Below are 20,955 nucleotides of genomic sequence, written 5' to 3'. Positions count from 1 at the left end.
CACACGATCATGCGGTTGGTGCTGGTGACCTCCGGCGTGCAGGTGGTCAGCGTGAGGTAGCGGCCGGGCTTGGTGAAGCCCGAGCCCTCGGGCACCCCGCCGGGCGAGGCCAGCGCCAGGCCGAGCCCGGCCAGCGCGGCCGCGGCGGCGGCGCCCACGGGGAGCAGCCCGCCGCTGATGCGGCCACAGGCGAAGCCCGCGGCGACGGCCAGCACGGCGAGCAGGACGCCCTCGGGCCGCCCGTCCCGCCAGGCCGCGCTGAGCAGGGCCCAGGCGGCGCAGCAGCCCAGGACGACGACGCCCGAGACGTCCGGTGGGGCGCCGGCCACGCGCGCGGTGGACCGGTCTGGGCGTGCAGCGGCCATCCGTTCGACCCCCCGAACCGTGACGGACCCCGCCGTCGGGGCCGGGGACACGGTAACGGGGGCGGCGCCCGGTTGGGCACAGGTTGCGCGGAAACGGTTCTCCGGGCGCGACGGCACGTCCCGTCCACCGGGCCGCCGTCGCGGTGCGCACCAGGGGCTCCGCCCACGGCGCCCACAGCGGCCCGCCGTAGACTCCGCCGGGTGAGCGCCACCATCACCCCCACCGACACGCCCCACCCCGCACCGCCCGCGCGCGGCCGTCGCCTCGTGCGCGGCCTCGTGCGGCCCGCCGCGGCCGTCCTGTCCGGGGTGCTGGTCTTCCTCAGCTTCCCGCCCCGCCCCCTGTGGTGGCTCGCGGTCCCCGGCTTCGCCCTGCTCGCCTGGACCCTCTCCGGGCGCCGCCTCCGGGCCGGCTTCGGCCTCGGCTTCCTCTTCGGCCTGGGCTTCCTGCTGCCGCTGCTGGTCTGGACGGGCGAGGAGGTCGGCCCGGTGCCGTGGCTGGCGCTGGTGGCCGCCGAGTCGCTGTTCGTGGCGCTCACCTGCCTGGGCGTCGCGGCCGTCTCCCGGCTGCCCGCGTGGCCGCTGTTCGCGGCGGCCGTCTGGATCGCGGGCGAGGCCGTACGCGCGCGCGTGCCCTTCGGCGGCTTCCCCTGGGGCAAGATCGCCTTCGGCCAGGCCGACGGGGTCTTCCTGCCGCTGGCCGCCGTCGGCGGCACGCCCGTGCTGAGCTTCGCCGTGGTGCTGTGCGGCTTCGGCCTGTACGAGTGCGCCCGCCGCGTCCGCGCGTACCGGGCCACCGGCGAGCTGCCGCGCGGACCGGTGGCCGTCGCGCTGCTCGCCCTGCTCGTCCCGGTCGCCGGCGCCTTCGCCGCACGGCCGCTGGTCTCGGACGCCGCCGAGGACGGCACGGCCACCGTCGCCGCGATCCAGGGCAACGTGCCGCGCCTGGGCCTGGACTTCAACTCCCAGCGCCGCGCCGTGCTCGACAACCACGCGCGCCGCACCGAGCAGCTCGCCGCCGACGTGAAGGCGGGCAGGGAGCCGAAGCCCGACTTCGTGCTCTGGCCGGAGAACTCCTCCGACCTCGACCCCTACCGCAACGAGGACGCCCGCGAGGTGATCGACCGGGCCGTGCGCGCCATCGGGGTCCCCACCGTCATCGGCGCGGTGCTCACCCCCGACACCGGCAAGCTGCGCAACACCCTCATCGAGTGGGACCCCGAGCGCGGCCCGGTCGACACTTACGACAAGCGGCACGTGCAGCCCTTCGGCGAGTACATCCCGATGCGCTCGTTCGTACGGCTCTTCAACTCCGACGTCGACCGGGTGCGCACCGACTTCGGCCCGGGGAACAAGGTCGGGGTCTTCGACCTGGCGGGGACCAAGGTCGGCCTGGCGACCTGCTACGAGGCGGCGTTCGACTGGGCGGTGCGCGACACCGTGACGCACGGCGCCCAGCTGATCACCGTACCGAGCAACAACGCCACCTTCGGGCGCAGCGAGATGACCTACCAGCAGCTGGCGATGTCCCGGGTGCGCGCCGTCGAGCACAGCCGCGCGGTGGTGGTGCCGGTGACCAGCGGGGTGAGCGCGATCATCCGGCCCGACGGGACGGTGGCCGAGCGGACGAAGATGTTCACGCCGGACGCGCTGGTGGACGAGGTGCCGCTGCGCTCCTCGCTGACGCCCGCCACCCGCATGGGCACGGCCCCCGAGGCGGCCCTGGCGGCCCTCGCCGCGGTCGGCCTGGCCCTGGCGGCGCGCACGGCGCTGGGGCGCCGCAGGGCGGCCCGCGAGGCCTGAGGCACCGGGTCCGAGCCGAGGGCCCGGGGTGCGGGGTCCGGGGCGCCTGGTCCGGGCCGACGGACCCGACCCGACCCGGCCCGTCGGGCACGTCCTAGGGTCGGGGCATGGCGATTCCCGAATTCATCCGGCAGATCCGCGCCCGCGCCGGGCAGCAGCTCCTTCTGCTGCCCGGGACCAGCGCGGTCGTCTTCGACGACCAGGGGCGGGTGCTGCTCGCCCGGCGGGCCGACAACGGGCAGTGGTCGATCATCGGCGGCATCCCCGAGCCGGGCGAGCAGCCCGCCGCCACGGTGGTGCGCGAGGTGTACGAGGAGACGGCCGTGCGCTGCGAGGTCGAGCGGGTGGTCCTGGTGGAGGCCATGCGCGGCCCGGTGACCTACCCCAACGGCGACCGGTGCCAGTACATGGACATCTCCTTCCGCTGCCGCGCGGTCGGCGGCGAGGCCCGGGTCAACGACGACGAGTCGCTGGAGGTCGGCTGGTTCGCCCTGGACGAGCTGCCGGAGCTGGGGGACTTCGCCCTGTTCCGGATCAAGCAGGCGCTCGTCGATGAACCGACATGGTTCGACACCACGCCTCTGGGCTGAACTATGTGCGCAGACCATATGTAGACGGCTCCCGGGGCTTCCTAGGGTGCCGAGCATGACCAACACCGCGGGCCCCGCCCCCCACTCCGTCCGCCTCGACCTCGGCGGCCGCACCGCGCTCGTCACCGGCGCCGCGGGCGGCATCGGCCGCGCCTGCGCCCTGCGCCTGGCGGCCGCCGGGGCCCGGGTCAGGGCCGTGGACCGGGCCGCCGACGGCCTGGAGCGGCTCGCCGCGGAGGCCGCGGCGCTGCCCGGGACGGTCGAACCCGTGGTCCTGGACCTGACCGACCTGGACGCCGCCGAGGCGGCGGCCGCCGGGACGGACGTGCTGGTCAACAACGCGGGGCTACAACTGGTGCGCCCCATCGAAGACTTCCCGCCCGACGTCTTCCACACCGTCCTCACCGTGATGCTGGAAGCCCCCTTCCGGCTGATCAGGGGCGCGCTGCCGCACATGTACGGGCAGGGCTGGGGCCGCATCGTCAACGTGTCGTCCGTCCACGGACTGCGCGCCTCCGCCTACAAGTCCGCCTACGTGGCCGCCAAGCACGGCCTGGAGGGCCTGTCCAAGACCGCCGCCCTCGAAGGCGCACCACACGGTGTCACCTCCAACTGTGTGAACCCCGCCTATGTGCGCACCCCGCTGGTCGAGCGCCAGATCGCCGACCAGGCCGCCGCCCACGGCATCGACGAGGACCGGGTGGTGGCCGAGGTGCTGCTGAAGGACTCCGCCCTGAAACGGCTGATCGAGCCGGCGGAGGTCGCCGAGGCGGTCGCGTACCTGTGCGCCCCCCCGTCCTCGTTCGTCACCGGCACCTCGCTGGTGCTCGACGGGGGCTGGACGGCCCACTGATGGCGGCCCTCCCCGGGGCCGCCGGGTTTTCCACAGGGCTGGTGCGATCCGGGCCGCGGCAGGTATCCCTGTGACCATGTCCCGAGAACAGGCCTCCTACCTGGAACTCCTCGCACGGGGTGCCCCCGTGGAGGCGTACGACCGCGCCGTGCTGCTGGCCCGCGCCGGCGGCGCCGTGCCGCGCGAGCTGGCCGACCTGGAGCGCGCCAAGCAGCTCGCCCTGCGCGTGCACGCCGAGCTGGCGGAGCGCCGCCGCCGCGAGGCCGAGCTGTCCGCGCTCTTCGAGACCGCGCACGACCTGGCGGGCCTGCGCGACCTGGACGCCGTGCTGCGGGCCATCGTGCAGCGCGCCCGCTCCCTGCTGGGCACCGAGGTCGCCTACCTGAGCCTGAACGACCCGGCCGCGGGGGACACGTACATGCGCGTCACCGAGGGCTCGGTCTCCGCGCGCTTCCAGCAGCTCAGGCTCGGCATGGGGGAGGGCCTCGGCGGCCTGGTCGCGCAGACCGCCCGGCCGTACGTGACGGACAGCTACTTCGACGACGAGCGCTTCCGGCACACCCGCGCCATCGACTCCGGCGTGCGCGACGAAGGACTCGTCGCCATCCTCGGGGTGCCGCTGCTGCTCGGCAGCCAGGTGATCGGCGTGCTCTTCGCCGCCGACCGCCGGGCCCGGGTCTTCGAGCGCGAACAGGTCGCCCTGCTCGGCTCGTTCGCCGCCCACGCGGCCGTCGCCATCGACACCGCCAACCTGCTCGCCGAGACCCGCTCGGCCCTCGCCGAGCTGGAGCGGGCCAACGAGATCATCCGGGACCGCAGCGCCGTCATCGAGCGCGCCTCCGACGTCCACGACCGGCTCACCGAACTGGTGCTGCGCGGCGGCGGGGTCCACGACGTGGCGAGCGCCCTGTCCCAGGTGCTCGGCGGCGCCGTGGAGTTCACCGAGGACCACCCGCCCGCGCTGGCCGACGGGCACGCGGTGCGCCTCGGCGACGACTGGACGGCGGCGGTCGCGGCGGGCGGCGAGGTGTTCGGCGCGCTCGTGCTGCGCGGCCACCCCGCCCTCGACCCGGTCGACCAGCGCACCCTGGAGCGCGCCGCGATGGTCACCTCCCTGCTGCTGCTCGCCCGGCGCTCCGCGGGGGAGGCCGAGCAGCGGGTGCGCGGCGAACTGCTCGACGACCTGCTCGACGCCCCGGACCGCGACCCCCGGCTGCTGCGCGAGCGGGCCGCCCGGCTGCGGACCGACGTGGACGCGCCGCACGTGGTGCTGGCCGCCCGGACCGACCGCCCGGACACCCCCGACGCCGGCCCCGGTGCCGACGGGGGCGCGGCGGACCGGGCCGTCGCCGACCGCCGGCGCCTCGCGTCCGCCGCCGCCCACCTGGCGGCCACCCGCCACGGCCTCGCGTCCGCGCGCGACGGGGGCACCGTCCTGGTGCTGCCGCTCGGGCCCGGCGAGAGCGCCGCCGAACTGGCCAGGGCCACCGCCCGCCACCTGGGCGGCGCCCTGCGCGAGCCGGTCACCGTGGGGGCCTCCGCGCCGGTGGCGTCCCTGGACCGCAAGGCGGGCGCGGTGGCCGCCGCCTACGGGGAGGCCCGCCGCTGCCTGGACGCGCTGCGGCTGCTGGGCCGCCGGGGTGGTGGCGGGGCCGCGGAGGACCTGGGCTTCCTGGGGCTGCTGCTGGCCGACGCCCGGGACATCGACGGGTTCGTGCACCGCACCATCGGCCGGATCGTCGACTACGACCGCCGCCGGGGGACGGACCTGGTGCGCACGCTCGACGCGTACTTCGCGAGCGGGATGAGCCCGGCCCGCACCAAGGACGACCTGCACGTCCACGTGAACACGGTGGCGCAGCGCCTGGAGCGGGTCGGGCGGCTGCTGGGCCGCGACTGGCAGGAGCCCGCCCGGGCCCTGGAGATCCAGCTGGCCCTGCGCCTGCACGCGCTGGCGGGCGCTGCCTGAGGCCGGGGCGCGTACGGAGGGGAAGGCCCCCACCCGTACGCGCCCCGGCCCCGGGGCCCCCACGGACCGCACGACGCGCACGGCCCGCGGGACTCACACGGCCCGCGGGACTCACACGGCGCGCGCGTCCGCGCGGACGGTGGAGTCGGCCCCGGCCGCCCCGTCCCGTCCGGCGGTGACGTCGGCCAGGTCGCGGTCGCGGGTCTCGCGGGCGCAGGCCAGGGCCACCACGGTGATCAGGGCGGCGGCGATCACGTACAGGGCGATCGGGGTCGAGCCGCCGTGGTCGGCGAGCAGCGCGGTCGCGATCAGCGGCGCCGGGGCGCCGGCCGCCACGGAGGAGAACTGGGCGCCGATCGAGGCACCGGAGTAGCGCATCCGGGTCGCGAACATCTCGGAGAAGAAGGCCGCCTGGGGCGCGTACATCGCACCGTGCAGGACGAGGCCCACCGTGACGGCGAGCAGCAGCCCGGCGAAGCTCCCGGTGTCGATCAGCGCGAAGAACGGGAACATCCAGGCGCCGACGCCGACCGCGCCGATCAGGTACACGGGCCTGCGCCCGACCCGGTCCGACAGGGCGCCCCAGGCGGGTATCACGGCGAAGTGGACGGCGGAGGCGACCAGGACGGCGTTGAGCGCGGTCTGCTTGCTCAGGCCGGTCGAGGTGGTGGCGTACACCAGGATGAACGCGGTGATCACGTAGTAGCTGATGTTCTCGGCCATCCGGGCGCCCATCGCGACGAGCACGTCCCGCCAGTGGTGGCGCAGCACGGCGACCAGCGGCAGCCGCTCGGCCGCGTCCTGGGCGTGCTGTTCGGCCTTGCGGCGCTCGGTCCGCTCCAACGCGGCCTTGAACACCGGGGATTCATCGACAGAGAGACGAATCCACAAGCCGACGACCACGAGCAGCCCGGAGAGCAGGAACGGCACCCGCCAGCCCCAGGAGGTGAAGGCGGAGTCGGAGAGCAGCGCGGTGAGCGCGGAGAGCACCCCGGTGGCCAGCAACTGCCCGGCGGGCGCGCCGGTCTGCGGCCAGGACGCCCAGAACCCGCGGCGGCGCGGGTCCCCGTGCTCGGACACGAGCAGCACCGCCCCGCCCCACTCCCCGCCGAGCGCGAAGCCCTGCACCAGGCGCAGTACGGTCAGCAGCACCGGCGCGGCGGTCCCGATGGTGGCGTGGGTGGGCAGCAGTCCGATGGCGAAGGTGGCGCCGCCCATCAGGAGCAGGCTGAGCACCAGCAGCTTCTTGCGCCCGAGCCGGTCCCCGTAGTGCCCGAACACCAGCGCCCCCAGCGGCCGCGCCGCGAAGCCCACGGCGTAGGTCAGGAAGGAGAGCAGGGTGCCCACGAGCGGGTCGGAGCCGGGGAAGAAGAGCTTGTTGAAGACGAGCGCGGCCGCCGACCCGTAGAGGAAGAAGTCGTACCACTCGATGGTGGTGCCGATCAGGCTGGCGGCGACGATGCGCTTGAGGGAACCGGGGGGTGTGGGAGCGGGGGGTGTGGGAGCGGGTGTTGCGGCGGCCATGTGCACCACTTCCAGGCGGGGACGGACGGATCGGTGTCGCCACACCGTAGGAACCCGCTGGTCACCGTCGTATGTGGTGGGACACCATAGTTCGGGCTCCGGAAGTGAGCTGGGGGGCCATGGGGTCGGCGTCTGGGCCCTAGGCTGGCGGCCGCAGTTGTCCGGCCGTCCCCGGTCTCCGTACCCATCCCTCCGCACCCAGGAGCGCGCACCATGTTCGACCCCGCACCCGACTACCCGTACACCGCGACGCCCGAGCCGCATCCGTTGCTGGCGCCCGTCCTGGGGCTGCTGGGGAGCTGGAGCGGGCGGGGGAGCGGCGAGTACCCGACGCTGGAGGAGGGCTTCGCCTACGCGCAGGAGGTGACCTTCAGCCACGACGGGCGGCCCTTCCTGAAGTACGAGGCGCGGGCCTGGCTGGTCGACGGGGAGGGGCGCCCGCTGCGGCCCTCCGCCCGGGAGAGCGGCTGGTGGCGGATGCAGGAGGGCGGGCGCGTCGAGGGTCTCGTCACCCAGCCGACCGGGATCGCCGAGGTGCTGGTCGGCACGGTGGACGGGGGAGCGGCCGACCTCGTCAGCGAGCACGTCGCGCTCACGCCGACCGCCAAGCGCGTGGAGTCGACCCGGCGGCGGTACGTCCTGGAGGACGCCGGATCCCTGGTGTTCACCCATGACATGGCGGCGGTGGGCCACGACTCGCGGCACCACCTGGCGGCGCGGCTGCGGCGCGTGGCGGAGTAGGGAAGCGGACGGGAACGCGCGAAGGGCCCGCCCCCTCACGGGAGCGGGCCCTTCGGTGTGCGTGCGTTACGCCACCGGGGCCGGGTACGTCGGGTACTCGACGCCCGAGACGTGCTGGACGACCCGGATCACCTGGCACGAGTAGCCGAACTCGTTGTCGTACCACAGGTAGAGGATCGCGTTGTCGCCGTCCACCTTGGTGGCGCCCGCGTCGATGATCGAGGCGTGGCGCGAGCCCACGAAGTCCATCGAGACCGCGTCCGGCGCCGTGGTGAAGTCGATCTGGCGCTTCAGCGGCGAGTTCAGCGAGACGTCGCGCAGGTACTCCAGGACCTCGTCGCGGCTGGTCTCGCGGCCCAGGCGCAGGCTCAGGATCGCGATCGAGACGTCCGGCACCGGCACCCGGATCGAGCTGCCGGTGATCGGCGCCTTCAGGTCCGGCAGCGCCTTGGCGACGGCGGAGGCGGCACCGGTCTCGGTGATCACCATGTTCAGCGGCGCGGACCGGCCGCGGCGGTCGGCCTTGTGGTAATTGTCCAGCAGGTTCTGGTCGTTGGTGAACGAGTGGACGGTCTCCACGTGGCCGCGGAGCACACCGAACTCGTCGTCCATCGCCTTCAGCGGCGGCACGATCGCGTTGGTGGTGCAGGACGCGCAGGACAGCACCCGCTCGTCCGGCTTGACGGTGTCGTGGTTGACGCCGTGCACGATGTTGGGCACGTCGCCCTTGCCGGGGGCGGTGAGCACGACCTTGTCGATGCCGGGGCGCAGGTGCTGCGAAAGTCCTTCGCGGTCACGCCACTTGCCGGTGTTGTCGATCAGGATGGCGTCCTTGACGCCGTACTCCGTGTAGTCGATCTCGGAGGGGTCGTTGGCGTAGATCACCTTGATCGTGTTGCCGTTGGCGACGATCGCGCCGTTCTCCTCGTCCACGGTGATCGTGCCCTGGAACTGGCCGTGGATGGAGTCGCGGCGCAGCAGGGACGCGCGCTTGACGATGTCCTCGCCGGCCCGCTCCCCGCCGCCGCGCACCACGATGGCGCGCAGCCGCAGGCCGTTGCCCGAGCCGGACTTCTCGATCAGCAGGCGGGCGACCAGACGGCCGATGCGGCCGAAGCCGTACAGCACGACGTCGCGGCCCTCGCGGCGCTCGATCTTGTTCGCGCCGGTGGCGCCGGCGACCGCCTCGGCGGTGAACTCCGCGACGGACAGGCCCCGGTCGTCGGCCTTGTACGTCTCCGCGAGCCGGGCCAGGTCGATCTGGGACGGGCCCAGGTCGAGGGTGGTGAGGGCCTGCAGGAAGGGCAGCGTCTCGGTGACCGACAGCTCCTCGCCGGCGATCTGCCGGGCGAACCGGTGGGTCTTCAGGATGCTGACCACCGACTTGTTCACCAAGGAGCGGCTGTGCAGCAGGACCGTGACGTCCCGCTCGCGGTGCAGCTTCCCGATGATCGGGATCATCGACTCCGCAATCTCCTCGCGGTGCTTCCAGTTGGTGAACGAGTCATCATTGACAGTCACAGAAGTATCTTTCGAGCTAGGCGGCGCTCACATGTTAACCATCTCCTCCTTTGATCGATCAAGGGGTGTCGGGGTGAAACGGGGGGTGTGATGCGCCACGCCGGGCCGGGGAACCGGGGGCAGGGGGAACGCCGCAGGGGGCGCCGTCGTGGACGGCGCCCCCTGCGGGAAGCGAGCGGCGAGGAGAGCGAACGGACTGTTTCATCTGAAGAAGGTGAGAAGGAAGCCCGTTCATGGCCTCGCCGTGGACCCACGCTAACACTCACTCCGGGACCAGGTCGCGCAGGTTTTCCCGGGTGAACACCCGGGAGTCCGGGTGCAGCCCCTCCGGCCGCTCCAGGCCGACGTACGTCACCGGACCGTCCGGCACCGCACCGCCGTCCCACACCGTGGTCACCGCCGCCCGCCGCGCCAGCAGGTCCGTCAGGTGCCGCACGGTCAGGTACTCGCGCTCCACCGAGGCCCGCACCAGCTCCGCCACCGTCAGCCGGTTGTCCTCCACGCGGTTCGCGCTCGGGTACCCCCGCAGGTACTGGTGCAGCCAGAGCGCCCGCCAGCGGCCGTCGTCGCCCCGCCGGAACACCAGCGGCAGCGCCACCCGCCCCGCGCCGCGCAGGTCCGACTTCATCCGCACCGTGCGCGGCTCGAAGGGGCGCCCGGCCTGCTCGCCCCCGCGCAGCATGAACCCGAAGAACGACTCCTCGACCTCCTCGAAGCCCTCGCCCGCGTACACGTTGACCTGCGGCACCACGAACGTCCCGCGCACCGCGCCCAGGCGCAGGTCGATGAACTCCGAAGCGCCCTCGGGCGCCTCGGTGACATCGCCCGAGTGCACGCCCTCGACGTCCTTGAGCGCGGTGTACGACAGCCAGGCCACCGTCGCGTACGCGTCGTCCAGGACCAGCGCCGCCAGGTCGAAGTCGGTCCGCCGCGCCGCCTCCTTCCAGTACACGAAGAACCGCAGCAGCTCCCCGTCCACCGGCGACACCGAGCCGCGCGGCAGCACCCCGAGCCCGCCCGTCGTCGCCTTGCCGCTCAGCGGCAGCGCCACGTCCAGCACGTCCGGGTCGACCAGCAGGTGCCCCGGGCCGGGCAGCCGCCGCGCCACCTCCTCGTCCAGGACGCGCGCCAGCCGGGCCGCCTCGGCGGCGGGCAGCGGCGCCCGGGTGTCGTCGGCGACGGCGCCCCGCCCCTTGCGGTTCACGAAGACGCGCCTGCGCGGCGCCGCGTCGCCGGCCCGCCCCGCACCGTCCCCGGCCCGGTTCAGCAGGTGTTCGCGCACCGAGAGCAGCACCCGCGCCGACGCCCCGGGCACCGCCCGCTCCGCCGCCCCGGCGACCGCCGCCCGCTCCTCGTCCGTACCGCACTCCCGCAGCAGCCGGTCCACCGCGCGCAGCAGCCGCCCCGGGGCCACCGCGAGCAGCCCCGCGGCCCCCACCGGGTCGCCGCCCGACAGCAGCTCCTCCACCCGGCTCTCCAGGGTCCGCGCCGCCCGCTCGCCCCGGGCCACGGCGAACACCTCGGCGGCCCCCGGCAGCGCCGGGTACTCGTGCGGGTGCAGCCGCTCGCCCAGCCGCTTGAACGCCTCGGCGTGCGCGTGGACGTCCGCCAGCCGGGCCGGGTCCCGCGCGACGAGCGCGTGCAGGCCCTCCAGCAGCGTCCGCCGCTGCCGCCGGGGCAGCGAGCGGAACCGGGTCCGCTCCGTGAGCGTGACGTCCCCGGCCGACAGGGCGCAGGCCAGCCGCAGCACGTCGGTGACCGTGTCGAGCAGCGGCGGCGCGCCCGCCTCCACGCGCTCCCGGTTGATCACCGCACGGCTCTCGCGCACCGGGACCGCCTCCGGCTGCGGCCTGTCCGCGCAGGCCGAGGCCAGCACCGCGAGGTCCCGCAGCCCCTCCTCGCCCAGCGGCGTCGCGGCCCCCGCCAGGGCCAGGTACAGCGCGCCCGCCTCCTCGGCCACCGGGCCGCCCGGGTGCAGCAGGGTGACCCGGTCGTCCGCGCCGGCGACGAGCTCGTCGTGGGCGGCGAGCACCGCCTCGTACGGGTGCTGGTAGCGCCCGTACTCCGGCAGCGACAGCAGGTCCACCGAGCCGCGCTCCAGCTGGGCCAGGACGTCGGCACGGGTGGACTCGTCGGCGGCCAGCGCCCGGGCGACGCAGTGCGCCCAGAAGTCGGCGGTGTCCGGCACGCCCTGGGGGAAGCCGACGAAGTAGGTGTTGTGCCGGACGTGGTCGCCGACCAGCTCCCGCACGCCGTCGAGGGTGCCCCGGGCGACCGCGTCGACCGCCGCCGCGGACAGGCCGGACAGACGGCGCAGCAGCTCGCCGGAGAGCTTGAACCCCACGGACATCAGCGCCACGTCGAACCGCCGCGCCGCCGCGGCCCCCGGGGCGCCCGCGGCCGGAGGAACGGCGGCGGGCAGGGGGACGCGGCAGGTGTGCCGTACGACGAGGTGTTCGAGCGTCTGGACCATGGGCGGATCCTCGCAGAACGGGACAACCGCCCGCACCGGGGTTTCCGCCGGGCCCGCCGCGGGCCTACTCGAAGCGGGAGGTGTCCCCGGCGCCCCGGCGGATGATCTCCACGTCGCCGCCCGAGAAGTCGATCACCGTGGTCGGCTCGGTGCCGCAGTCGCCGGAGTCGATGACCGCGTCCACCACGTGGTCGAGGCGCTCCTTGATCTCCCAGCCCTGGGTGAGCGGCTCCTCCTCGTCGGGCAGCAGCAGCGTGCTGGACAGCAGCGGCTCGCCCAGCTCGGCGAGCAGGGCCTGGGTGACCGTGTGGTCCGGGATGCGCACGCCCACCGTCTTCTTCTTGGGGTGCAGCAGCTGGCGCGGCACCTCCCGGGTGGCGGGCAGGATGAAGGTGTAGCTGCCCGGCGTCGCGGCCTTGATCGCGCGGAACACGTCGTTGTCGATCTGCACGTACTGCCCGAGCTGGGCGAACGTCTCGCACACCAGGGTGAAGTGGTGCCGGTCGTCCAGCTGACGGATCTGGCGGATCCTGGCCAGGCCGTCGCGGTTGCCGGGCAGGCAGCCCAGGGCGTAGCAGGAGTCCGTGGGGTACGCGACGAGCGCGCCGCCGCGGATGCTGTCGGCCAGGGTGCTGATGGTGCGTGCCTGGGGGTTCTGGGGGTGCACGTCGAAGTACTTCGCCATCCGACGGAGTCTAGGCCCCCGGCCGCCTGACGACGGACGCGGCATGGCGACGCGGGCGGCACGGGGCCCGGACCCGGCACGACGAGCGAGCGGCACCCGCGGGCGGGGAGGCCCGCGGGTGCCGCTCGGTACCGGTGTCGCCCGCTACGGCGTCAGCTGACGTCCAGCGTGACGTCGTCCACCACGTAGGAGGTCTGCAGGGACTGGTCCTCGACGCCGTTGAACCGCAGGACCACGGTCTGCCCGGCGAACTGGGACACGTCGAAGGACTTCTGGACGTAGCCCGCGGCCGCGTCCGTGTTGGAGTACGTGGCCAGGGTCTGGCCGCCCACCTGGACGGTGAAGCGGTCGTAGACCACGTTCTCGTACTCGTCGGTGTCGATGTGCTGGTAGAAGGAGAGCCGGTAGCTGGAGCAGCCGGCCGGCAGGGTCAGCGACTGGGTCAGGGTGTCGGTGTGCGAGGAGCCCCAGCCGTTCAGCCAGGCGGAGTACGAGCCGCCGTGCGGGGTCTGTCCCGCCTGGTTGGTGATGATCACCGAGGACTGCGTCCACGGGCTGGTGCCGGACTCGAAGCCGCCGTTGGCGACCACCTGCGCCGGGGTGCAGGTGCCCCCGCCGCCCGCCACGGACAGGCTGTAGGTGGTGCTGTGGGTGGCCGTGCCGGCGCCGGTGACGGTCAGCGTGTACGTACCGCGCTGGGCGCTCGCGCCGACCTGGACGGTCAGGGTCGCGGACTGGCCGGAGGTGACCGAGGACGGCGAGAGCGACGCGGTCACGCCGGAGGGCGCGCCGGAGACCGACAGGTTCACGGTCTGCGGGCTGCCGCTCAGCGTGGCCGTGGTGACCTGCGCGGTCAGGCTCTCGCCCGGGTTGGCGCTGCCCGAGGCCGGGTTGACGGCGATCGAGAAGTCCTGCGCCGGGGTGTCGGCGACGGCCTGCTTCCACAGGGCGTAGGCGACGCCGTCGGCGCTGCGGTCCAGGACGGTGGCGCTGATGTTGTTCGTGGTGTCGCAGGCGCTGTGGTAGCAGGAGTCGTACGCCGCGCCGGACGTGCCGCCCCACTTGGCGGCCTGGGCCGCGGTCTTGCGGGCGCTGGCGCCGGCCGCGTAGCCGGAGGTGGCGACGCCCGCCTGCTGGAAGGAGTAGTCGTCGCTGCGGCCCTGGCCCTCGACGTTCTCCTCGGGGGCGAGGTTGAGGGAGGTCCAGTACGCCTTCAGGGGCGCGGCGGCGGTGGAGTTGAGGTTGTTGATGAAGTAGCCGGCGTTGGTGGAGCCGACCATGTCGAAGTTGTAGTACGCCTTGATCGCGGCCCGGTCGGTGGCCGACAGGCGCGAGACGTAGAACTTGGAGCCGTTCAGGCCCTGCTCCTCGTCGGTCCACCAGGCGAACCGGACGTGCTTGGTCAGGGTCGGGTTCTTCTGCGCCAGCACGAGCGCGTTCTCCAGCAGGGTCGCCGAGCCGGAGCCGTTGTCGTTGATGCCGGGGCCCGCCGAGACGCTGTCCAGGTGCGCGCCGAACATGACGACCTGGTCGGACGGGCCACCGGGCCAGTCGGCGACCAGGTTGTTGGACGGGTAGGTGCAGGTGGTGCAGGACTGCTCGGTCACCTGGTAGCCGGCGGCCTGCAGCTTGCCCTTGACGTACGCCACAGAGGCCGTGTAACCGCCGCTGCCCGCACGGCGGTTGCCGCCGTTCTGAGACGCGATGGTGTTCAGCTGGGTGAGGTGCGCGCGGACGTTGTCGACGCTGATGTCGGGCGGGGTGCTGCCGCCGGGCGGGGTGCCGCCGACGGTGAGCACGTAGTCCGCGGTGTGCGAGAGCGTGCTGCCCTGGCCCTTGACGGTGATCGTGGTGGAGCCGGGGGCCGCGTTGGCGGTCGCCGACAGGGTCAGCGTCGAGGACTGGCCGGACTGCACGGTCGCCGGGCTGAAGGAGGCGGTCACCCCGGCCGGCAGGCCCGAGGCGGTCAGGGCGACGGACTGGGCGTTGCCCGCGGTGGTGTTGGTGACCACGCTGGTGGTGACCGAGGCGCCCTGCTGGACCGAGCCGGAGGCCGGGTTCAGGCCGAGCGAGAAGTCGTCCTGCTGGCCGCTGGGGGTGCAGGTCGGGTCACCGGTCTGGGCGGGCACGCTGATCGCGTCCCAGGCCGCCTTGGTGCGGTTGAACAGGTTGCAGGTCGCCGGGTCCAGCGACTTGGCCGAACTCAGCGTCGCCGTACGGTACTTCTTGTAGCTCATGCTGGAGGTCTTCAGCAGCATGCCGCCGTAGAAGATCTTGCCGGCGTTCTGCACGCCGACGCCGGTGAGCGTGCTGCTGTTGCAGGTCGGGCTGTTGGGCTTGCCGCCGCCGGGGCTGGTGCCCTCCGCGAGCAGGTAGAACCAGTGGTTGAGCGGCCCGGCGGCCTTGTGGGTCTCGGTGCCGGGGATCGAGGAGCTGTAACAGGCCGGGTCGTTGTTGACCAGCGGCGGGTTGTACATGTTGCGGATCGGGCCCTGGCCCTGGAGGTTGATCATCTCGCCGACGGTGTAGTCGGGGGTGTCGTACGGCGAGGGCTCGGCCGCGTACGCCTCCGTCAGCGCGCCGAAGATGTCACCCGTGGCCTCGCCGAGCCCGGCCTCCTGGCCGCTGGTGCCGCCGGGGGTGTTGGAGTCGATCGCGTGCCCGTACTCGTGGGCCACCACGTCGATCCCGGCGATCCACTCGTTGGCGCTGTTGTGGCCGATGGTGACCGAGCTGCCGTCCCAGTACGCGTTGAGGTCGTTCAGGCCGACCTTCGCGGGGAAGCTGCGGCCGCTGCCGTTGACGCCGTTGCGCCCCAGCCACGAGCTCAGCATGTTCCACTGCTTCTGCGCGGCGAACATCAGGTCCGCGCAGCCGGTCTCCTTGCTGGTCGGGTTGCCCGTGCCCCAGGAGTCGGAGGACTTGGAGAACACCGTGCCCGAGGAGTAGTCGGCGCAGCTCAGGCCCGGGCGGTTCGGGTCGCGCAGGGAGTAGGTGCCGCCGGAGGCGGTGGTGTCGATGGTGACCGGGGCGGGGCCGTTCCACTTGCTGTTGGCGGTCCCGGCGGCCACGTCGTCGTAGGAGTCCACCACCCGGCCGGTGCGCGCGTCCACGAAGACGTGCAGCCTGCTGGGCGCGCTCGCGGTGCGCCCGGACAGCACGGTCTCCCAGGCGAGCACCGGCCGGTCGTTCCTGAGCCGGACCACCAGACGGCTGCTCACGACCTCGTCGGTGCGCTTCAGCCGGGTGCGGGACACCGCCTCGGCGCGCTTCGCGGTCACGCTCGGGGTGGTCGACACGTCCACCCGGACCGAGGACGCGGACTGCAGCGCGCGCACGTCCCCGTCGCCGTCGGCGAGCACCACCGCGTCGCCGCCGACCACCGGGAGCCCCCGGTAGCTGCGCTCGTACGCGACGGAGTAGAGGTCCTTCACCCAGGGGGTGACGAGCCGGCGCTCGTACTGCTCCTGCGCGGAGTTGACGAGGGAGTCCATGCCGCTGCGGACCGCGAGGTCGGCGGCGGCGACGGCCTTGGAGAGGGGGGAGGACCGCTGGTCCTTCCCCTGGTGCGACGGGGGGCTGGCCGATGCCGGGCCGGCGAGGGTGCCGGTCAGGCCCGTGGTCAGGGCGAGTGCTGCCACGGCGGCCGTCAATCTGAAGGGGCGCAACGTCCACTCCGATCGTGGGGGGCCTGTACGTCGCCGCCGAGTATGGACGTGGACATGGCGAAGCAGGGACATACCAGCCGGGCATACGACGGGAGTTATGGTGCGCCGGGGCCCGCCTGCGTACCCTCGGAAAATGCAGCTGGAGCTGAGACACCTGGTTGCCGTCTGCCGCATCGCGGAGGCGGGCAGCCTGGGCCGCGCCGCCCGCAGGCTCGGGGTCTCCCAGCCCTCGCTCTCCGCCCAGCTGCGCCGCATCGAACGGGTCACCGGCGGCGAGCTCTTCACCCGCAGCCGGTACGGGATGGAGCCCACCCCGCTCGGCCGCCTGGTGCTGGCCACCGCGGGCCGGGTGCTCAGCGAGATGGACGCCCTGGGCACGCACGCCCGCGCCGTCCCGGCCGGCGCCCCGCTGCGCCTGGGCTGCATCCTGCTGGTCCTGCTCGACACCCTCCTGGAGCGGACCGACCTCTTCCTGCCCGGCCGCGAGGTCACCGTCGACCTGGAGCACTCGGTGACCGCGCTCTCCCGGGGGCTGGGCGGCGGGCGCTACGACGCCATCGTGTACGGCGAGGTCAACGACCACGAGGTGCCGCTCCCCGACGGCGCGCTGGCCCGCACGCTGATCGCCGGCGAGCCCTTCGCCGTACGGCTGCCCGAGGACCACCCGCTGGCCGCGCGGGACGCGGTGGACCTCGCCGACCTGGCGGGGGAGTCCTGGATGACGCTCATCGAGGACGACGACGGGGGCCCGGAGGCGCTGGTCGAGGCGTGCGCCCGGGCCGGCTTCGCGCCCGCCCTGCGCTACCGCATCGCCGACCGCAGGATGAGCTACGAGATGGTCGCCCGCGGCCGGGCCGTCTCGCTCAGCCAGCCCGGCGCGCCCGCGGCGCCCGGCACCGTGGTGCGCCCGCTGGCCGGCTCCCCGGTCACCGGCCGCATCCGGCTGGCCTGGCACCGCGCGGCGCTGCCCGCCCACGAGGCGGAGCTGCTGTTCGCGGCGGCGGCCCGGGCCTACGAGGCGACCGTCGACAACCACCCCTTCCACCGCGCCTGGTGGGACGCCCACCCCGAACTCCACCCGGTGTGACGCCACGCTCACTCCACGTGGTGTCCGGCCGGAGCGTCCGGGCCGTCCGGGGGGCTTGTCGAACAGGGCCCGCACACGAGATATCTTGATGTCGAGCAATGTTGCAGAGACGTGGAGCGGAGCACCTGGTGACTGACTCGACCATCATCTACACGCACACCGACGAGGCCCCGGCCTTGGCGACGCATTCCTTCCTGCCGGTGATCCAGGCCTACGCGTCCACCGCCGGTGTGACCGTGGAGACCCGTGACATCTCCCTGGCGGGCCGGATCATCGCGGTGTTCCCCGAGTACCTCGAGGAGGGGCAGCGGATCCCGGACGCCCTCACCGAGCTGGGCGAGCTGGCCAAGACCCCCGCGGCCAACATCATCAAGCTGCCGAACGTCTCGGCCTCCATCCCGCAGCTGAAGGCCGCGGTCGCCGAGCTCCAGGGCCAGGGCTACGCGCTGCCGGCCTACCCGGACGACCCGAAGACGGACGAGGAGCGCGAGGTCCGCGCCCGCTACGACAAGATCAAGGGCTCCGCCGTCAACCCGGTGCTGCGCGAGGGCAACTCCGACCGCCGCGCCCCCGCCTCGGTGAAGAACTACGCCAAGGCCCACCCGCACCGCATGGGCGCCTGGAGCGGTGAGTCGAAGACCGAGGTCGCCACCATGGGCGAGCACGACTTCCGCTCCACCGAGAAGTCCGTGACGATCGCCGAGGCCGGCGCGCTGCGCATCGAGCACGTCGCCGCCGACGGCACCACCACCGTGCTGCGCGAGTCGGTACCGGTGCTCGCCGGCGAGGTCGTCGACGCCTCCGTGATGCGCGCCGCCCGCCTGCAGGAGTTCCTGTCCGCGCAGGTCGCGCGCGCCAAGGCGGAGGACGTGCTGTTCTCCGTGCACCTCAAGGCCACGATGATGAAGGTCTCCGACCCGATCGTCTTCGGCCACGTGGTGCGCGCCTTCTTCCCGAAGACCTTCGCGCAGTACGGCGAGCAGCTGGCCGCCGCCGGCCTCTCCCCGAACGACGGCCTGGGCGGCATCCTCAAGGGCCTGGAGGGGCTCTCCGACGGCGCCGCGATCAAGGCGTCCTTCGAGGCCGAGATCGCCGAGGGCCCGGCCCTGGCCATGGTCGACTCCGACAAGGGCATCACCAACCTGCACGTGCCGTCCGACGTCATCGTCGACGCCTCGATGCCGGCCATGATCCGCACCTCCGGCCACATGTGGGGTCCGGACGGCGAGGAGGCCGACACCCTCGCGGTGCTGCCGGACAGCTCCTACGCGGGCGTCTACCAGGCCGTCATCGACGACTGCCGGGCGCACGGCGCCTACGACCCGGCCACCATGGGCTCGGTGCCGAACGTCGGCCTGATGGCGCAGAAGGCCGAGGAGTACGGCTCCCACGACAAGACCTTCGAGATCGCCGCCGCGGGCACCGTCCGCCTGGTCGACGCCGCGGGCACCACGGTCCTGGAGCAGGAGGTCGCCGAGGGCGACATCTTCCGCGCCTGCCAGACCAAGGACGACCCGATCAAGGACTGGGTCAAGCTCGCCGTCACCCGCGCCCGCGCCACCGGCGACCCGGCCGTCTTCTGGCTGGACGAGACCCGCGCCCACGACGCGCAGCTGATCGCCAAGGTCAACGCCTACCTGCCGGAGTTCGACACCGAGGGCCTGGACATCCGGATCCTCGCGCCGGTCGAGGCGACCAAGCTGTCGGTCGAGCGCATCCGCCGCGGCGAGAACACCATCTCCGTCACCGGCAACGTGCTGCGCGACTACCTGACCGACCTGTTCCCGATCCTGGAGCTGGGCACCAGCGCCAAGATGCTGTCGGTCGTCCCGCTGATGGCGGGCGGCGGCCTGTTCGAGACGGGCGCGGGCGGCTCGGCCCCCAAGCACGTCCAGCAGCTGGTCAAGGAGAACTACCTGCGCTGGGACTCGCTCGGCGAGTTCCTGGCCCTGGCCGTCTCCTTCGAGCACCTGGCCACCACCACGGGCAACGCCCGCGCCAAGGTCCTGGGCGAGACCCTGGACCGCGCGACCGGCACCTTCCTCAACGAGGACAAGTCGCCGACCCGTCGCCTGGGCGGCATCGACAACCGCGGCAGCCACTTCTACGTCGCCCTGTACTGGGCCCAGGAGCTGGCCGGGCAGACCGACGACGCGGAGCTGGCCAAGGCCTTCGCCCCGCTCGCCGAGACGCTCACCGCCAATGAGCAGAAGATCGTCGAGGAGCTGATCGCGGTCCAGGGCAACCCGGCCGACATCGGCGGCTACTACCAGCCGGACGTGGAGAAGGCCACGGCGGTCATGCGCCCGTCGGCGACCTTCAACCAGGCGATCGCCACGCTCGCCTGACGTACCGTCACCGAAGGCCCGGCCCGCTCGCGGGCCGGGCCTTCGGTGTCCGCCGGGGCGGTGTGCCCAACGCCGCGCGCCCCGGCGGAATCTGATGCTCCGTCATTCCGTTTCTGGTCCAGACCTCTTGACGGTTGGTCTGGACCAACCTACCTTCGGCGCAGCACCACCACGTACGTCACCGGACGCCACGAGGGGAGCAGCAGCCATGATCGGTCGCACGGTACGGGCACTGGGGACGGGGCTCGCGCTGGCCCTGGCACTCCAGCTCGGGATCACCGCGACACCCGGAGCGACGAGCCAGGCGCGGGCGGCCGACACCTGCGCGCTCAAGCCCAGGCCCGCGGGCAAGGTCCTCCAGGGCTACTGGGAGAACTGGGACGGCTCCTCCAACGGCGTCCACCCGCCGTTCGGCTGGACCCCCATCACCGACTCCCGGATCGCCGCCCACGGCTACAACGTCATCAACGCCGCCTTCCCGGTGATCCGTTCGGACGGCACCGTGCTGTGGGAGGACGGCATGGACGCCACCGTGAAGGTGGCCACCCCCGCCGAGATGTGCGCGGCCAAGGCCGCCGGGTCGACCATCCTGATGTCCATCGGCGGCGCCGCCGCGGGCATCGACCTCAGCTCCAGCGCCGTCGCCGACCGCTTCGTCGCCACGATCGTGCCGATCCTGAAGAAGTACAACTTCGACGGCATCGACATCGACATCGAGACCGGCCTGGTCGGCAGCGGGAACATCAACACGCTCTCCGCCTCGCAGGCCAACCTGATCCGCATCATCGACGGCGTGCTCGCCCAGATGCCCGCGGGCTTTGGCCTGACGATGGCCCCGGAGACCGCCTACGTCACCGGCGGCAGCATCACGTACGGCTCCATCTGGGGCGCGTACCTGCCGATCGTGAAGAAGTACGCCGACAACGGCCGCCTGTGGTGGCTCAACATGCAGTACTACAACGGCAGCATGTACGGCTGCGCGGGCGACTCCTACTCGGCCGGCACCGTCCAGGGCTTCACCACCCAGACCGACTGCCTCAACAAGGGCCTCGTCATCCAGGGCACCACCATCAAGGTCCCCTACGACAAGCAGGTCCCCGGCCTGCCCGCCCAACCCGGCGCGGGCGGCGGCTACATGAGCACCTCCCTGGTCGCCCAGGCCTGGAACAAGTACAACGGCGCCCTCAAGGGCCTGATGACCTGGTCGCTCAACTGGGACGGCTCGAAGAACTGGACCTTCGGCAACAACGTCAAGTCCCTCCAGGGCCGCTGACGCCCCGCCGGGGCCCCCCGCCCGCCGCCCCGGCCGGCCCCCCCGCCCGCCCCCC

The 20,955-nt window shown here is 73.2% G+C and carries 12 protein-coding genes and 3 pseudogenes; 8 read left to right on the top strand and 7 right to left on the bottom strand.

Annotated features, from left to right (window positions below; translation table 11 throughout):
• Positions 1-365, bottom strand: a pseudogene (locus tag ABT160_RS42610) (hypothetical protein); the annotation flags it as partial.
• 201 nt (positions 366-566) lie between these two features.
• On the opposite strand from ABT160_RS42610, the gene lnt reads away from it, so the two are divergent.
• The 4 genes from lnt (at position 567) to ABT160_RS42590 (ending at position 5,580) form a co-directional block, all read left to right on the top strand.
• Positions 567-2,168 carry an apolipoprotein N-acyltransferase gene (gene lnt / locus ABT160_RS42605; protein ID WP_351654506.1) on the top strand — a complete coding sequence of 534 codons (1,602 nt, stop codon included), beginning with the start codon at positions 567-569 and terminating at the stop codon, positions 2,166-2,168.
• 107 nt (positions 2,169-2,275) lie between these two features.
• The gene (locus ABT160_RS42600) at positions 2,276-2,758 is read left to right on the top strand and encodes an NUDIX hydrolase (protein WP_351654505.1); all 483 of its coding nucleotides are present in this window, start codon (positions 2,276-2,278) and stop codon (positions 2,756-2,758) included.
• A 55-nt stretch (positions 2,759-2,813) separates the two neighbouring features.
• The gene (locus ABT160_RS42595) at positions 2,814-3,611 is read left to right on the top strand and encodes a 3-hydroxybutyrate dehydrogenase (RefSeq protein WP_351654503.1); all 798 of its coding nucleotides are present in this window, start codon (positions 2,814-2,816) and stop codon (positions 3,609-3,611) included.
• A 76-nt stretch (positions 3,612-3,687) separates the two neighbouring features.
• Positions 3,688-5,580, top strand: coding sequence for a helix-turn-helix domain-containing protein (locus ABT160_RS42590; RefSeq protein WP_351654501.1), 1,893 nt, complete (start codon positions 3,688-3,690; stop codon positions 5,578-5,580).
• A gap of 111 nt (positions 5,581-5,691) precedes the next feature.
• Here ABT160_RS42590 and ABT160_RS42585 read toward each other — a convergent pair whose 3' ends face one another.
• Complete coding sequence (locus tag ABT160_RS42585) at positions 5,692-7,104, bottom strand: MFS transporter (protein WP_351654500.1); 1,413 nt, start codon at positions 7,102-7,104, stop codon at positions 5,692-5,694.
• A gap of 213 nt (positions 7,105-7,317) precedes the next feature.
• Here ABT160_RS42585 and ABT160_RS42580 point away from each other — a divergent pair, with 213 nt between their 5' ends.
• Positions 7,318-7,845 (top strand): heme-binding beta-barrel domain-containing protein, encoded by a 528-nt coding sequence (locus tag ABT160_RS42580; RefSeq protein ID WP_351654498.1) that lies wholly within the window; start codon positions 7,318-7,320, stop codon positions 7,843-7,845.
• A 66-nt stretch (positions 7,846-7,911) separates the two neighbouring features.
• Here ABT160_RS42580 and ABT160_RS42575 read toward each other — a convergent pair whose 3' ends face one another.
• The 5 genes and pseudogenes from ABT160_RS42575 to ABT160_RS47185 all read right to left on the bottom strand — a co-directional run.
• Positions 7,912-9,366, bottom strand: coding sequence for a glyceraldehyde-3-phosphate dehydrogenase (locus ABT160_RS42575; protein ID WP_351654496.1), 1,455 nt, complete (start codon positions 9,364-9,366; stop codon positions 7,912-7,914).
• Between the two features lie 262 nt (positions 9,367-9,628).
• Positions 9,629-11,839, bottom strand: a complete 2,211-nt coding sequence (locus tag ABT160_RS42570; protein ID WP_351654494.1) for a hypothetical protein — start codon at positions 11,837-11,839, stop codon at positions 9,629-9,631.
• 64 nt (positions 11,840-11,903) lie between these two features.
• Entirely contained in the window at positions 11,904-12,524 is a 621-nt protein-coding gene (locus ABT160_RS42565; RefSeq protein WP_351654492.1) for an L-threonylcarbamoyladenylate synthase, read from the bottom strand.
• 152 nt (positions 12,525-12,676) lie between these two features.
• A pseudogene (locus ABT160_RS47190) lies at positions 12,677-14,029 on the bottom strand (M28 family peptidase); the annotation flags it as partial.
• Positions 14,030-14,710: 681 nt separating this feature from the next.
• Positions 14,711-16,018, bottom strand: a pseudogene (locus ABT160_RS47185) (M4 family metallopeptidase); the annotation flags it as partial.
• Positions 16,019-16,325: 307 nt separating this feature from the next.
• Between ABT160_RS47185 and ABT160_RS42555 the strand changes: the two are divergent.
• The 3 genes from ABT160_RS42555 to ABT160_RS42545 all read left to right on the top strand — a co-directional run bounded on the left by ABT160_RS42555 (position 16,326) and on the right by ABT160_RS42545 (position 20,900).
• A complete protein-coding gene (locus tag ABT160_RS42555; protein ID WP_351654489.1) occupies positions 16,326-17,279 on the top strand; it encodes a LysR family transcriptional regulator in 954 nt (317 codons plus the stop codon).
• A gap of 128 nt (positions 17,280-17,407) precedes the next feature.
• A complete protein-coding gene (locus tag ABT160_RS42550; RefSeq protein ID WP_351654487.1) occupies positions 17,408-19,627 on the top strand; it encodes an NADP-dependent isocitrate dehydrogenase in 2,220 nt (739 codons plus the stop codon).
• Between the two features lie 208 nt (positions 19,628-19,835).
• Positions 19,836-20,900 carry a chitinase gene (locus ABT160_RS42545; RefSeq protein WP_351654486.1) on the top strand — a complete coding sequence of 355 codons (1,065 nt, stop codon included), beginning with the start codon at positions 19,836-19,838 and terminating at the stop codon, positions 20,898-20,900.
• The last annotated feature ends 55 nt before the right edge of the window (positions 20,901-20,955 follow it).

This window comes from Streptomyces sp. NPDC001941, from assembly GCF_040296945.1.
Taxonomy (GTDB): domain Bacteria; phylum Actinomycetota; class Actinomycetes; order Streptomycetales; family Streptomycetaceae; genus Streptomyces.
The sequence above is the reverse complement of the archived record's forward strand: the minus strand, read 5'-3'. Positions and strand labels throughout refer to the sequence as shown.

What these genes read in the sequence shown, in the direction of transcription:
- ABT160_RS42600 (WP_351654505.1), top strand. Translation starts at nt 2,276, where the DNA reads ATGGCGATTCCCGAATTCATCCGGCAGATCCGCGCCCGCGCCGGGCAG.
- ABT160_RS42595 (WP_351654503.1), top strand. Translation starts at nt 2,814, where the DNA reads ATGACCAACACCGCGGGCCCCGCCCCCCACTCCGTCCGCCTCGACCTC.
- ABT160_RS42590 (WP_351654501.1), top strand. Translation starts at nt 3,688, where the DNA reads ATGTCCCGAGAACAGGCCTCCTACCTGGAACTCCTCGCACGGGGTGCC.
- ABT160_RS42585 (WP_351654500.1), bottom strand. Translation starts at nt 7,104, where the DNA reads ATGGCCGCCGCAACACCCGCTCCCACACCCCCCGCTCCCACACCCCCC.
- ABT160_RS42580 (WP_351654498.1), top strand. Translation starts at nt 7,318, where the DNA reads ATGTTCGACCCCGCACCCGACTACCCGTACACCGCGACGCCCGAGCCG.
- ABT160_RS42570 (WP_351654494.1), bottom strand. Translation starts at nt 11,839, where the DNA reads ATGGTCCAGACGCTCGAACACCTCGTCGTACGGCACACCTGCCGCGTC.
- ABT160_RS42565 (WP_351654492.1), bottom strand. Translation starts at nt 12,524, where the DNA reads ATGGCGAAGTACTTCGACGTGCACCCCCAGAACCCCCAGGCACGCACC.
- ABT160_RS42555 (WP_351654489.1), top strand. Translation starts at nt 16,326, where the DNA reads ATGCAGCTGGAGCTGAGACACCTGGTTGCCGTCTGCCGCATCGCGGAG.
- ABT160_RS42545 (WP_351654486.1), top strand. Translation starts at nt 19,836, where the DNA reads ATGATCGGTCGCACGGTACGGGCACTGGGGACGGGGCTCGCGCTGGCC.